Origin of the sequence: Aeromonas sp. 9A (assembly GCF_963900955.1) — a bacterium.
GTDB lineage: Bacteria > Pseudomonadota > Gammaproteobacteria > Enterobacterales > Aeromonadaceae > Aeromonas > Aeromonas salmonicida.
This window is the reverse complement of sequence record NZ_CAWRFG010000001.1, coordinates 4069021-4083289: the sequence shown is the minus strand read 5'-3', so window position 1 is coordinate 4083289 and position 14269 is coordinate 4069021. Positions and strand designations below refer to the sequence as shown.

Below are 14269 nucleotides of genomic sequence, written 5' to 3'. Positions count from 1 at the left end.
AAAACCAGCGACCTGGACAGATCGCTGGTTTTTCTTTATTCAGTCAGCAGCGCAGTCAGAGCATGCGGGCCAGGGCGCGGGTCAAGCGTTTGACCCCTTCCTCTATGGTGGCTTCATCCACGCAGGAGAAGCTCAGCCGCAAGGTGTTCTTGATCTCGGGGCGCACATAGAAGGGGGCGCCGGGTACAAAGGCGACCTTCTCCTTGATGGCCTCGTCGAACAGTGCCATGGCGCTGACACTGGCAGGCAGGGTCAGCCAGAGGAACATGCCCCCTTCCGGTCTGGTGTAGCTCACGCCGGGCGGGCAGTGACGAGCCAGTGCGGCCTCCATGGCGGCGCGCTGGCGGCCATAGACCTCCTTGATCTTCTCCAGATGGGCATCCAGCGAGTTGTCGATCAGGAAACGATGCAGCACCTGCTGGCTGAAGGCGTTGCTGTGCAGGTCGGTGGCCTGCTTGGCGATGGTGACCTTCTGGCGCAGCCAGTCCGGCACCAGCATCCAGCCCAGACGGAAGGCGGGCACCACCGTCTTGGAGAAGGAGCCGAGCAGCACAGTATTGTTCGGAGCCAGCTTGGCGATGGGGGGCAGGTGCTCCCCTTCGAAGCGCAGCTCGCCATAGGGGTCGTCTTCCACCATCAGCAGCTCGTGGCTGACCAGTCGCTCGGCCAGTGCCTCGCGGTTGGCGCGGCTGTAGGAGACACCGCTCGGGTTCTGGAAGTTGGGCACGCCGTAGAGCAGTTTTGCGTTGGAGCCGCTGGCCAGCAGCGCATCCAGCGCCACCAGATCCAGACCCTCTTCCCCCAGCGTAATGGGCTGGAATGCCGGTTGATAGACGGAGAACGCCTGAATGGCGCCAAGGTAGCCGGGCTCTTCAATGATGAGATCCTGCCCCTCGTCGATCAGCACCTTGCCCAGCAGATCCAGCGCCTGCTGGGAGCCGCTGGTGATAAGGATATTGTCCGGGTTGACGCTCATGCCATGGCGCGCCAGATAGCGGTCTGCAATGTACTGGCGCAGCGGGGCGAAGCCCTCGGTGGCGGCATATTGCAGGGCGGCGGCGCCTTGCTCGCGCAGCACGTCCTGGCAGGCCTGATCGATGGCCTTGACCGGAAACAGGTGCGGATTGGGCAGGCCACCGGCAAAGGAGATGATCTCGGGATTGGCCGCGACCTTGAGGATCTCGCGGATAAATGAAGGCTCTACCTTCTCGAAGCGCTGGGCAAAAAACGGTTGCATAGGGTTCTCTCTGGCATGGTGAGCGGTCGCTCCATTCGACCGCCAAGTTATCCGTTTGTATCAGATTTAAAAAATGAGGCAATGGCTGCAACAAAAATCGATAAAAAAGGGCAGGTTTGGCACCTGCCCGAATTTTATCGGCCGGGGGCAGCCGTTGAGCGTAAAAAGCCCTGAATTGGTCCCAGGCCAACGCGCGTCATTGACGGCTTGTTGGCGTTACAGGCCCGGTTCCTTGAGGAAGCGGATCATCAGATCCGTGTTGGCGCTGAGCTGCTGCTCCACCCGGCCCGGGAACAGCTCGGCCATCTTGTCGAGACGGTCGTACTGGGTATGCCAGATCTTGCCCCACTGGGTCTCGCTGTCCCGATCGCAGGCGCTCTTGGTGGCATCGTCGTAGCAGTCCCACAGCGCCGGATTGGTGGTCTGGGAGTAGCCGTCATAGCCATCTGCCCCGTTGATGGTGAAGTTGGTGGCCTCCACGTAGGCGATGGGCACCCCCAGACAGGCGAAGGGTGCATGATCCGACCAGCTGCCGGTCTCCCCTTCCGGATAGCCGGCGTAGCTGGGGTGGATGGCGAACGGGGTATCAGTCTGTTTGGAGATGGCCAGCAGACGGTCACGGACCTTGGGATCGAAGCTGTAGCGGCTTGGCTCGGCACAGTTGTATTCGGCCACATCCGAGTGAGCAGAGTGAACATAGACGATGTCGCCGCCGGCTATGGTGTCGTAGTTCACCATGGCCACCAATTGGGCGATGGCGGCGCTGTCGAGGCTGGCGACATAGGCTTTGGAGCCGTTGAGGCCGTTCTCTTCCGCGCCGAAGAAGGCGAAGCGTACCGTGTAGGGCAGGGTCTGTCCCTTGAGCTCCTCGGCGACCGCCAGCAGCGCCGCGACACCGGCGCCGTTGTCGGTGGCGCCTTCAGAGCCATGCTTGTCACCCGTGCTGTCGTAGTGGGCGCCGATCAGGATCACCTTGTCGCTCTGGCCCTTCAGCTCGGCGACAAGATTCTGGGAGGCCTTGCTGGCCCCACTCTTGGTGTAGGTGAACGGCTGCTTCTGCACATCGTAACCCCAGCCTGTCAGATGATCCTGGATCCAGGCTGCGGCGCGGGTCTCGGCCTCAGTGCCTGTGGGTCTGGCTCCTATCCCCTCGGCGCTCGAGCTCAGTTGCACCAGATACTCATAGGCTTGCTCGGCGGCGCTGGGCGCCTGTGAATCATTGCTGGAGGTGTTGCACCCGGCCAGCAGGGCTGCGATGGCAAACGCCAATGCTGTGTGTTTCATACTGCAATCCTTTGTTGTGTATGGTTTTATTTTCGCAGGCAAGCATGCGCCCGGCGCCCGGCAGATTCTGTGAAGGGGGTGGCATTTGTCAATCGTGGTGGCGGAATTGGTCAGCGATGGGGGATTTGTTTCGCGAAACACTTGCGCCTTGGGCCTATCTTGGGATAATTCGCTACCCTGTTTCGCGGATTGATGAAATAACGCGCCATTCATCCATGTGATCCGTGACCCTGGGCAATGAAATAACGAGTAATCCATTCATGTCGTCTGTGACCCAGACCGATGCAATAACGAGCAATTTGATTATGTCTGTGACCCAAGATGTATTTAACGAAGACGGCAAGTTCATGCGCAAGATCCGCAGCTTTGTCCGTCGCGAAGGCCGCCTGACCAAAGGGCAGGAGAAGGCCCTGGAAGAACTCTGGCCGGTCATGGGTATCGATTTCGCGCCAGCACCGCTCGATCTGGTCACCCTGTTTGGCCGCGAGGCCCCTGTGGTGCTGGAAATCGGCTTTGGCATGGGCGCCTCCCTGGTGGAGATGGCCAAGAATGCCCCCGAGAAAAACTTCATCGGCATAGAGGTACACTCGCCGGGTGTGGGTGCCTGCCTCGGCACCGCCCAGGAAGCGGGCGTCACCAATCTCAAGGTCATCTGCCACGATGCGGTCGAGGTGCTGGAGCACATGATCCCGAACGGTTCGCTGGCCTGCCTGCAACTCTTCTTCCCGGATCCCTGGCACAAGAGTCGTCACCACAAACGCCGTATCGTGCAGCCGGCATTTGCCCAGGATATCCGCCAGAAGCTGGCCATAGGTGGCGTGTTCCACATGGCCACCGACTGGGAAAACTATGCCGAACACATGCTGGAAGTGATGAGCGTCGCCGAGGGTTACGAGAATACCTCCACCACCGGCAACTGGGTGCCTCGTCCCGACTGGCGTCCGCTGACCAAATTCGAACAACGGGGCCATCGTCTGGGCCACGGGGTTTGGGATCTGATTTTCAAACGCGTTAACTAATTTAACGAGTCAACTAACCTAAGGAGCTATCATGGCCAATCGTAGCCGCCGTCTGCGTAAGAAACTGCGAGTCGACGAATTCCAGGAAATGGGATTCGACATCAGTTTCAATTTCCCGGTCGGCACTGCCGAAGAGACCATCGATGCGGTAGTCGATGCGATGATCGATGAGGTTGTTGAACCCCGTAGACTGGCGTTCGCCGGTTCAGGCCACCTGGCCTGGGAAGGGATGATCTGCACTCAGCAACTGGGCAAATGTACCGAAGAAGACCGCGCCGTTCTCAAATCCTGGCTGGAAGGCAAGGGGATGGAAGCCGTGGTGGTCACCGAACTGTTTGACCTCTGGTACGGTGAACCGGCCTGATAACCGCTTGCCTGTTGCGGGCGACCTGTTATGGGTACCCTGTGTCGGGTACATAGACAAATCCCGCCATTGGCGGGATTTTTGTCAGTGGGGATGGGATCTCCACAGCCCCTAGTTATGGAATCGCTTATGGTGTTGTCATCCGAATTACTGGCCAGCATTCTGGCCGAGGTGCGCCCGCTGCTCGGGCAAGGCAAGGTGGCCGACTATATTCCGGCCCTGGCCCAGGTGCCGGCCGATCGGCTCGGCATGGCGGTCTGTACCGTGGAGGGGGAGCTGTTCACCGCCGGTGACGCCTTCGAGCCCTTCTCCATCCAGAGTATCTCCAAGGCTCTGAGCCTGACGCTGGCGCTCACTCTCTATCAGGAGGAGGAGATTTGGGCCCGGGTGGGTAAGGAGCCCTCCGGCCAGCCGTTCAACTCGCTGGTGCAGCTGGAGTTCGAGCAGGGCATACCTCGCAACCCCTTTATCAATGCCGGTGCCCTGGTGGTGAGCGATCTGCTTGAGACCCGGCTCACGGCCCCGCGCCAACGTACTCTGGAGCTGGTGCGGCGCCTCAGTGGCAACCCGGCCATCATGGCGGATCAGGTGGTGGCCCGCTCCGAATATCAGCACTCCGCCCGCAACGCCGCCATCGCCTATCTGATGAAGGCTTATGGCAACTTCGAAAACGAAGTGGACAAGGTGCTGCAAAGCTACTTCAATGCCTGCGCCATCCGCATGAGCTGTGTCGATCTGGCGCGGGCATTCATCTATCTGGCCAACCGCGGCGTGCCGCTGGGGGCCGGTGAACCGCTGCTGCCGGCCCGCACCACCAAGCAGGTCAATGCCCTGCTCGCCACCTGTGGTCTCTACGACGAGGCCGGTGATTTTGCCTATCGGGTCGGTATGCCGGGCAAATCCGGGGTCGGCGGTGGCATCATAGCCCTCATTCCGGGGGAGCTGTCTGTCTGCGTCTGGTCGCCCGAGCTCAACAAGGCTGGTAACTCGCTGGCGGGCACGGCGGCACTGGAGCTGCTGGCCGAGCGTCTGGGCCGCTCCATTTTTTAACCTTGTTTACCATGAATCGAGAAAACATCATGAAAGCATATATTGGTCTGTTGCGGACCAGTCTGACGGCCCTGTTGCTTTGGTGCGCGCTGCCCGCCTTTGCAGCCGAACTGCCACCCCTCTCACTGGCGGATGCCAAGGCCAAACATGCCGTGATTCTGGATACCCGTGCCAGCCACTTCTATCAGGGCTGGCCCATGGAAGGGGAGAAGCAGGGTGGCCACGTTGCTGGCGCCGAAAATCTCTCGGCCGACTGGAAATACAGTGATGACGAATGGCCCAAGGCACTGGAGATCAAGGGCTTGAAAGCCGATCGTCCGGTGGCGCTCTATGGCGAGCCGCGGGAAGTGGCCGAGGTGGCCCGTCTGCTGCGCAAGCAGGGCATCAAGCAGCTGTTCGAGCTGCAAGCGTGGAAAGCCGCCCCCCGCGAGTATCTGGCGCGCTGGCAGCAGCTGGTCTATCCGCGCTGGCTGGCGGACCTGCAGGAAGGCAAACCCGTGGTTGCCGCCCCCAAAGGGGAGTGGAAGCTGTTCGAAGTGGATTGGGGTTCACCCAAGGCCTATCTCATCAGTCACATACCCGGGGCTGGCTATATCGATACCAACCGCCTGGAAGAGGAGCCGTTGTGGAACAAGGTCTCTGACGAGGCGCTCAAGGCGCTGCTGCTGGAAAATGGCATCCGTCACGACACCACCGTCATCCTCTATGGTCGCAACACAATGGCGGCAGCCCGCGCGGCGCACCTGATGATGTATGCCGGCGTGGCCGATGTGCGCCTGCTGGATGGCGGCCTCGATGCCTGGTTCGTGCAGCACCTGCGCACCGAAACCGGCCTGCCCAACAAGTTCGAGCCGGTGAAAGAGTTTGGCGTGGCCATTCCGGCCCACCCCGAGTACTACACCACACTCGATCAGGCCAAGGCGTTGCTCAAGCAGCCCGACAGTGCCCTGGTCAGCGTGCGCACCTGGGACGAGTTTGTCGGCAATACCTCAGGTTACAGCTACATCAAGCCGAAAGGCGACATTCCGGGGGCCAAGTGGGGGCGTGGTGGCGTGGATGCCAACAGCATGAGTGACTTCCACAACCCGGACGGCACCATGAAACCGGCCCGCGAGATCCTCACCATGTGGGATGAGTGGAATATCGAGCCGACCCAGCAGGCCGCCTTCTACTGCGGTACCGGCTGGCGCGCCTCCGAAGCCTTCTTCTACGCCTGGTTGATGGACTGGAAGCGGATCAGTGTCTATGACGGTGGCTGGTACGAGTGGAGTGCAGACCCTGCGAACCCCACAGTGACCGGTGAGCGTCAGCCCGCCAAGTCATGAACAGGCAGTCACAAGAGGCCGGACAGATGTCCGGCCTTTTTCATATGTGCCGCTGGCATCAAGTTCAACGTCGATGCCAAGTCACTGATTTTTGATGTAGATCCCGTTCTGTCAATCCACTCTGTGGGGGCGGTGAGGTTGCGCTAGGCTTCAGTCACCACCCTCGTGGTGAGGGTGAAGAGGGAGACGAGACAGGCGATGAAACAACTGATGATGATCCTGGTGTGTGCACTGGGACTCGTGGCGTGCAGTTCCCAATACATCATGAGTACCAAGGATGGGAAGATGATCACCACCGACAGCAAGCCCAAGCTGGATGAGAGCACCGGCATGTACCGCTATTACGATGCCGAAGGGCGGGAGGTGATGATCAAGCAGGATGATGTCACCCAAATCATGGAGCGTTGAGGCTCCACCAAAGAGCAAGGGCTGCCTGCGGGCAGCCCTTGTTGTTTCTCGTGTCAGTTGATCTCGGCCACCTGGCGGTTGACCTGACCGACAAACAGCTGATGGAAGCGGGAGTGGGAGTTGGCCAGCAGGCTGACCGGCGAGCCCTGTTCCACCACGGTTCCCGCTTCCATTACCACCACCTTGTCCACCGACAGCAGCGGCTCCAGATGGTGGGCGATGACCAGATAAGTGGCCTCCGGCCGATAGCGATAGAGCAGCTCCGCCATCTTGCGCATGCCGCCGTGATCGAGATCCGAGGTGGCCTCGTCCAGCACTATGAGCGGGCGACGTGACAGCAGTATGCGGGCGATCACCAGCAGCTGGGTCTCGCCAGCCGAGAGTTGCAGCTTGTCGAGGTCCTCGTCCAGCCTGCCAGCGCAGCGCTCGGCCAGACCGACCCGGGCCAGTGCCAACTCCAGCGCCTCGTCATCCTGCTCGGTGAGCGGCGCCAGGTTGGCGCGCAAGGTACCGAAGAAGGTGAGGGGCGTCTGGGAGACGGTGTCGTAGAGATCCCGCACCGCCTCCGGTGCAAGCCGGGACAGCGGTTGATCGCCGTAGTAAATCTCTCCCTGTGAGACAGGATACATGGCTTGCAGCACACCGAGCAGCGAGCTCTTGCCCGCACCGGTACGACCGCAAACCCCCACCTTCTCGCCGGGGACCAACTCGAAGTTCACCTTGTGCAGGGCCCACTGGCTCGCCTCCGGATAGCGCAATCCCAGGTTGTCGAAGCGCACCCCGGGATGGGGCGTCACCAGCGCTTCCCCCTGCTGGCGCTCGCTCTCGATTTCGCTGTATTCGCGCACCCGCTCCACCGCATTCATCACCTGCTCCACTTCGGCGAAGGTGCGAATGAGGGAGTTGAGCATGGCCGAGGCGGTAAAGGCGTAGGTGATGGCGACGGCCCCCAGCAGCGAGCTGTTGCCAAAGGCCACCATCAACGCCACGGCGCCCACCAGCACGGCGGAGAGCAGGGTCTGGTGCATGCCGAGCCAGCGGTTGATGGAAGTGGTGGTGTACCAGCTGCGCAGGTTGTTGTCATAGTGCAGCAGCACCTGATCCAGCGCGAAGCGCTCGGCTCCGGCCAGACGCAGGGCGGGGGCTCCGCGAATGGTCTCGCTGATGCTGATGTAGAGCGGCGAGCGCAGCACGGATGCCTGACGCCGCAGCTTGAGCTGCACCGCCCGGTAGCGCCGTTGCAGCACATAGAGCGCCCAGCCCACCAGGGGGGCGATGAGCAGCAGCAGCGGCATGTTGACGCCTATCACCACCACCTGCAGCAGCACTGAGATGAGCATGCCGAACAGCCCCATCAGCATGGACAGCAGTATCTCTTGCGCCTCCCCCAGATCCCGGTCGAAGCGGTTGAGGATGCGTCCCTGCGGCACCTTGTCGAAGAAGGCCATGGGGGCGCGGCTGATGCGACTCAGCATGCCGTCGAACAGGGTCCAGGCCAGCTTGAGCCCCAGCTTGTAGTTGATGACCCGCACCACCATGATGCAGACCAGTGATCCTGCCCCCAGCAGCACATAGATGCCGAGCAGTGAACTCACCTCTGTGAGCCCGGCCTTGCCGCCGAGCCAGAGATCCGAGGCGATGCGCAGCCCCTCCTGCCCCAGGGTGAGCAGCAGGGCGATCAGGATGGCGCCCGGGGCGGCGAGACGCTGCCACATGAAACCAAACAGCCCCCAGTCCACCTTGCCTTCCACCACCTTCTCTTCGCTGAACTGTTCAGCCTCCTGCGGTGCCACCATGGGGGCGGGAAGCGGGTGCTGAATGAGATCCGCCAGCTGGCGGGCATCGAGCTCAACCAGTCGGCCCTGCTCGATGCGGATCACCCGATCGCAGTGGGCCAGCACGTCCGGGTCGTGGCTCACCAGCAGTCGGGTCGGGCCCGGTTTGAAGGCGAGCCCTTGCTCCAGCACCTGGGCCGAGACGATGGGGTCCAGTGCCGAGAGGGGGTTGTCCAGCAGCAGAATATCGGCCTGGGCATAGAGGGCGCGGGCCAGAGCGACTCGCTGCTGCTGACCGCCGGAGAGGCGGGTACCCAGCTCGCCCACCAGGGTCTGATCGCCATGGCTGAGCAGGCCGAGGTCGGCGCCGAGGGCGCAGGCTCCCAGCACCCAGCGATAGCGTTCACCGTGCCAGGGCTGACCGAACAAGATGTTGTTGCGAATGGTGTCGTTCATCAACCAGGGCTTGTGGCCCAGGTGGGCGACCCGGCCGTGACGGCGGATCTCCCCCTCGAAGCTGTCATCGAAGCCGGCGATGAGGTGCAGCAGGCAGCTCTTGCCTGAACCGGTGGGGCCCGTGATCCCCACCAGTTCCCCCGGCTGTATGATGAGGCTGGCCCCTTGCAGTACCGATTTCTGCTGGTGCAGGGCAGTGACCGCATCGACCCGCAGGCTGCCGACGGGCAGGCTGGCATCGGTGAGATCCCTGTGCTGCTCCGGGCTGTTGAGGAACTCGCACAGCCGGTTGAAGCCGGTGTTGAAGTTGATCAGGGTGCGGATGAGATAGGGCAGCCGCATCATGGGGATCCGCAGCACGGTGAACAGGGCTATGGTGGTGAACACCTGGGGCAGGGTCAGGCTCTGGCCCGATACCAGATAGGTGGTGAAGGTGGCGAGCGTCACCAGCAGCGGCGTGCTCAGCATCAGGCTGTCGTTGATGGCATCGAGCTTGAGCACCCGACCGAGTACCCCCAGCTCCTGCTGGCGCTTGGCGTTGGCCGCTCGGGTGAAGAAGGCGCCTAGCCCGTTCTGGCGCACCAGTCGCAGCTTCTTGATGTATTCCGCCAGTATGCCGTTGCGCTCGTCCTGCTGACGCTTGAGCTGTTGCTCCTGCTGGTTCATCCGCCGCACCACCCGGGTGGAGATGAGCAGCAGCAGGGTGAGCACCGCAAAACCCACCAGACCGGCGCTGCCCACCTGCCACACCAGCAGGGCTATGGTGCCGAGCAGTTGCAGTGCCATGGTGAGCGGCATAGCGGGGTCGGCCAGGATCCAGGTTATGTCCCACACATCCCGGTTGATGAGGTTCTGCACCCGACCGCCGGCCCTGTCGTCGAAGCTCTTGCCCCCCAGCTTCATCACCTTGGCCAGCAGGGCTTCGGCCAGCAGGCGGCGAATGGGGACGTGCATCTTGAGCGCCAGTTGCAACGAGTGCTCCGCCAGCATGCCGGCGGCGAGCACAGAGGCAAACAGGGCGAAAGCCAGCAGCAATTTTTGCTCCGTGGGGGCGCCCGCACCGAGCTGGGTCATGCTGTGGTTGAGCAGCCAGGGGCTGGCCAGGGTCGCCAGCATGCCGAGCAGCTGCAACAGGGTGAGCAGGCCAATCCGCCCCTTGTAATGGCGCCAGATAAAGGCGGTGATGGGCCAGGGGCGTACCGGCTGGGTGGCGGTGAGCTGAAGGAAGGCATCGGCCCTGCCATCCCGTCTGTCTTCCGGCAGCAGGGGATAGAGATCGTCGAGGCCGACCTGGGGTTCGGTCAGCCCCTTGCGTTGCAGCGGGCCCGTCCAGTGATAGAAGAGGCGGCTCAGCCAGCCGGCCGAGATTTCCGGGTGATCCAATGGGTGTCCTTATTATTGTGCTGCTTCCAAAGGGTGGGGCGACTCATGGGTCGCCCTCGATATTATGTGTATCGCAACGGGCTCGTCGCCCGGCCGGGATCAGCGCTCCCGGTTCAGCCGGATGAGGCGGTCCAGTATCAGCTCGCCATCGACTCGCAGGCCGTTGTGTTCATATTCGTTGGTGATCCAGGCGCGGCTGTTGCCGAGGCCCTTGAGGGTCTCGCGGCTGTAGTCGAACTCCACATACATGTCTTCGGCATAGACGGCACAGGCCACGGGCACAGTGTTGCGGGCCAGCTGCGCGGGATCATAGAGGGGGCCCCAATCGGCCTTTTTGGCCAGCAGGTGGGCCGCTTCCTTGAGTGGTATCAGCTCACGGAACTGCTCGAACATCCATGGGAAGATCATCTCGCCGGTGAAGGCGAAATCCTTGCCGGGTGCCCAGGCCAGGGCCGGATATTCGGCTCTGACCCGCTCGGCCGCCCAGTTGCTGGCGACCCCTTCGGCGTAGATGGACTCATGCAGTATGGCGAACACAGGGTTGGTGTTGAACGGCTGCATGGCTTGCAGCTGATAGAGGAAGGCGGGGTTGAGCCGCTCGCCGATGAAGGCATCTTCCAGCAGGTAGTAGAGCTCCTCGAAGGCACCGCTGGCGCCGAGATCCAGCCCCTGCTGCTGCAACTGCTCCACCGTCAAGCGCTGGCCGTTGGGCAGGCGCACCTCGTGGCTGTGCAGGTGGTTTGCCAGCCGGTTGGCGATGCCCTGGGCATGGGGGAAACGGGCGAAGAAGGCGCGGTTCTTGTCCGCCACCCGTTGATAGGTGGCGCGATAGACCTCGTCTGCACTGCGGCCTATGGGGGCCACGCCGCCTGTGAGGTAGACCTCGTGCAGACTGTCCGGGAACAGGGAAAGGTAGGTGAGGCTGCAAAAGCCGCCGAAGCTCTGGCCGAGCAGGCTCCAGGGGCGAGCAGGACTCAGGATGGCGCGAACATATTCCGCATCCCGCACTATGCTGTCGGCGCGAAACAGTCTGAGGTAGTCGGCCTGCTCCTGGGCGCTGCGCTGGGCCAGCGCATCGGCACTGATGGGGGTTGAGTGGCCGGTGCCACGCTGATCGAGCAGCAATACCCGAAACTCCTGCAGGGCCCGCTTGAGCCAGCCACTATTGGCGGTCGGACGCGGGGCACCAAAGCCGGGCCCCCCTTGCAGGAACAGCAGCCAGGGCAGCTCATCGTGCAGCTTGTCCTGGCGGCAGAGGGTGCGACCAAACAGGATGAGCGTCTCCTCATCGTTCGGCTGCTGGTGATCAAGGGGCACGGTGAAGAAGTGTGGCTCGCAATGGATGCCGTCCAGCACGTAACGCAAGGGGTTGCTCATCTGACGTTCTCCCTGAACGAGGTGATTTTTTGGTGGGAGCCATATCATAACCATGGCCCCCGGCCCGGTCACGCCGGTTTTTGAAAGGGGTGGCAAGACGGGTAATTTCCCTCATGTTGTTCGCGATCCTGTGCCCGCAGTCAGCCCCCCATTTTCTTGCTCATGAAATCTTCATCCTCTATGCCTATCGCTCCCCTTCTATCAAGGTGACATTCGGTGTCGGCATAGACAAAAAACCACCGCCACACCCTGTTGTTGTGACCTCCAGATGACCGTTTTCATGGTTGGGGGGGCAACTGATTGAAATGGGTTTGGTTGTTTTTTGCTCTGATAAGTAACCTTTTAGAAACAAATTGATTTGATATCTAAATTAAATTCACGCTTTTCATTATTGTTTATCTATTTGTTTTTTAATGGTGTTTTTGTTTATCTCTGCATTTTGTTTTTTGTTTCACTCATTTTTGTGTGGTTGATCCTTCCTGCTCTAATCTTTATGGTTGTTGCTGGTTGAACAATCAATTAACAAAAACATGCCCATAGTCGGAGTCTCTGAAAAGCGTCGTCAGCAACTGATCCAGGCCACCATCTCTTCGGTGGACGAGTTCGGTTTGCAACACACCACCATCCATCGCATCAGTACCCTGGCCGGCATGTCTTCCGGCATCATCAGCCACTATTTTGGTGGCAAGCAGGGTCTGATTGAAGCGGCCATGCGAGACCTGCAAGCCGCGCTTGGTCAGGCGCTGCGGGAGCGGCTCGTACCCGGTATGTCGCCACAAGCACGACTGATGGCGGTAGTGGAGGCCAATTTCACCCCTTTGCAGTGTTCCCGGGCCGTGGCGCGCACCTGGCTTGCTTTCTGGTCTCAGGCCAGCCATGAACCGGGCCTGGCCCGCCTTCAGCGGATCAATCAGCGGCGATTGCTGAGCAATCTGGCCTGCTCCTTCGGCTTGTGCCTGACCCGGCAAGAGGCACTGGCTGCCGCACAACAGAGCGCCGCCATGATAGATGGCTTCTGGCTACGCAGTGCTTTGAGCCCCAGCCCTGAACCCGATTTCAGCCGCGCCGAGCGGCTTTGCAAACTCTTTATCCAGCAACGACTGACCCCAGCGGAGTGAATTCATGTCTTTGAAGCGTTATCAGAATTTTGTCGACGGCCGTTATCTGGCCAATGCCTCGGGCGAGTACTTCGAGGTGATCAATCCGGCTAGCGGGGCCGTCATCTACGAGGTCGAGGTGGCCGATGAGGCAGTGCAAACTGCGGCCATTGCGAGTGCCCAGAAGGGTTTTGCGCTCTGGTCGGCCATGAGTGGGGTCGAGCGTGGCCGGATCCTGTTGCGGGCCGTGGCTTTGCTGCGTGAGCGTAACGATATCCTTGCCGCCATCGAGGTAGCCGACACCGGCAAGCCCTGGCAGGAAGCCTCTGTGGTGGATGTGGTGACTGGCGCCGACAGCATTGAGTTCTTCGCCGGCCTGGCCGCTGCCATCGAGGGTAATCAGCAGCAGCTGGGGGCTGATTTTTACTACAGCCGCCGCGAACCCCTCGGCGTCTGTGCCGGGATCGGCGCCTGGAACTACCCGCTGCAAATTGCCTGCTGGAAGGCGGCCCCCGCGCTGGCCTGCGGCAACAGCATGATCTTCAAACCCTCGGAAGAGACGCCCCTCGGTGCCCTCAAGCTGGCGGAGATCTTCATCGAGGCCGGCATGCCCGCTGGCGTCTTCAATGTGGTGCAAGGGGATGGCCGGGTCGGTGCCTGGCTGAGTCAGGCGCCCGAGGTGGCCAAGATCTCCTTCACCGGCGAGGTGGGCACCGGCAAGAAGGTGATGCGCGCTGCTGCTGAGACCCTCAAGGGGGTGACCATGGAGCTGGGGGGCAAGTCCCCCCTCATCATCTTCGACGATGCGGATCTGGAAGAGGCGGTCAGCGCCGCCATGGTGGCGAACTTCTATACCCAGGGCGAGGTGTGCACCAATGGCACCCGCGTCTATGTGCAACAGGGGATCTACCCCGCCTTCATGGCGCGGCTGCTGGCCCGAACCCGGGACAATATCCGGATCGGCGACCCCATGGATCCCGCCACCAACTTCGGTGCCCTCATCTCTCGTGAGCATCAGCGCAAGGTGCTCGACTATATCCGCATCGGCCAGGAAGAGGGGGCCACACTGCGCTGTGGCGGGGAGGCGCTGCGGCCGGCCATGGCACCGGATGGCTTCTTCGTCGCCCCCACCATCTTCAGCGAATGCCGGGACGAGATGCGGATCTGCCGGGAAGAGATCTTTGGTCCCGTTATGTCGGTACTCACCTTCGATGAGGAGGAAGAGGTGGTACGGCGAGCCAACGACACTGCACTGGGGCTGGCGGCCGGTGTCTTCACCCGGGATATTCGTCGCGCCCATCGGGTGGTGCACCAGTTGCAGGCCGGGATCTGCTGGATCAACAGCTATGGCGCCTCCCCGGCCGAGATGCCGGTGGGCGGCTTCAAGCAGTCCGGCATAGGGCGGGAGAACGGCCTGGCGACTCTGCAGCACTACACCCAGCTCAAGTCCGTCTATGTCGGCATGCAAGCGATCCAGAGCCCGTTTTAAGGAGG

General features: G+C 61.4%; 11 protein-coding genes. 7 read left to right on the top strand and 4 right to left on the bottom strand.

The annotated features are described in order from the left end of the window. Positions 1 to 55 precede the first annotated feature (55 nt). Complete coding sequence (locus AACX78_RS18875; RefSeq protein WP_059113151.1) at positions 56 to 1237, bottom strand: aminotransferase-like domain-containing protein; 1182 nt, start codon at positions 1235 to 1237, stop codon at positions 56 to 58. A gap of 216 nt (positions 1238 to 1453) precedes the next feature. Beyond that, positions 1454 to 2521, bottom strand: a complete 1068-nt coding sequence (locus tag AACX78_RS18870) for a M28 family metallopeptidase (RefSeq protein WP_159167097.1) — start codon at positions 2519 to 2521, stop codon at positions 1454 to 1456. Positions 2522 to 2826: 305 nt separating this feature from the next. On the opposite strand from AACX78_RS18870, the gene trmB reads away from it, so the two are divergent. The 5 genes from trmB to AACX78_RS18845 all read left to right on the top strand — a co-directional run bounded on the left by trmB (position 2827) and on the right by AACX78_RS18845 (position 6687). Beyond that, entirely contained in the window at positions 2827 to 3540 is a 714-nt protein-coding gene (gene trmB / locus AACX78_RS18865) for a tRNA (guanosine(46)-N7)-methyltransferase TrmB (protein ID WP_159167096.1), read from the top strand. A 31-nt stretch (positions 3541 to 3571) separates the two neighbouring features. Continuing rightward, positions 3572 to 3904, top strand: coding sequence for a YggL family protein (locus AACX78_RS18860; RefSeq protein WP_005317987.1), 333 nt, complete (start codon positions 3572 to 3574; stop codon positions 3902 to 3904). A 129-nt stretch (positions 3905 to 4033) separates the two neighbouring features. After that, complete coding sequence (gene glsB, locus AACX78_RS18855; protein ID WP_021139658.1) at positions 4034 to 4954, top strand: glutaminase B; 921 nt, start codon at positions 4034 to 4036, stop codon at positions 4952 to 4954. A gap of 29 nt (positions 4955 to 4983) precedes the next feature. Further along, positions 4984 to 6279 carry a sulfurtransferase gene (locus AACX78_RS18850; protein ID WP_159167095.1) on the top strand — a complete coding sequence of 432 codons (1296 nt, stop codon included), beginning with the start codon at positions 4984 to 4986 and terminating at the stop codon, positions 6277 to 6279. 198 nt (positions 6280 to 6477) lie between these two features. Continuing rightward, a complete protein-coding gene (locus tag AACX78_RS18845) occupies positions 6478 to 6687 on the top strand; it encodes a YgdI/YgdR family lipoprotein (RefSeq protein ID WP_021139660.1) in 210 nt (69 codons plus the stop codon). A gap of 53 nt (positions 6688 to 6740) precedes the next feature. Here the strand turns inward: AACX78_RS18845 and AACX78_RS18840 are convergent, their stop codons facing one another. Next, on the bottom strand, positions 6741 to 10301 hold the full coding sequence (locus AACX78_RS18840; RefSeq protein WP_159167094.1) for an ATP-binding cassette domain-containing protein: 3561 nt from the start codon (positions 10299 to 10301) through the stop codon (positions 6741 to 6743). Positions 10302 to 10400: 99 nt separating this feature from the next. Further along, positions 10401 to 11678 carry an alpha/beta hydrolase gene (locus tag AACX78_RS18835; protein ID WP_159167093.1) on the bottom strand — a complete coding sequence of 426 codons (1278 nt, stop codon included), beginning with the start codon at positions 11676 to 11678 and terminating at the stop codon, positions 10401 to 10403. A gap of 530 nt (positions 11679 to 12208) precedes the next feature. Here AACX78_RS18835 and betI point away from each other — a divergent pair. Together betI and betB are read left to right on the top strand one after the other, a co-directional pair. Beyond that, the gene (betI, locus tag AACX78_RS18830) at positions 12209 to 12796 is read left to right on the top strand and encodes a transcriptional regulator BetI (protein ID WP_159167092.1); all 588 of its coding nucleotides are present in this window, start codon (positions 12209 to 12211) and stop codon (positions 12794 to 12796) included. Positions 12797 to 12800: 4 nt separating this feature from the next. Further along, the gene (betB, locus tag AACX78_RS18825; RefSeq protein ID WP_159167091.1) at positions 12801 to 14264 is read left to right on the top strand and encodes a betaine-aldehyde dehydrogenase; all 1464 of its coding nucleotides are present in this window, start codon (positions 12801 to 12803) and stop codon (positions 14262 to 14264) included. Positions 14265 to 14269: the final 5 nt, after the last annotated feature.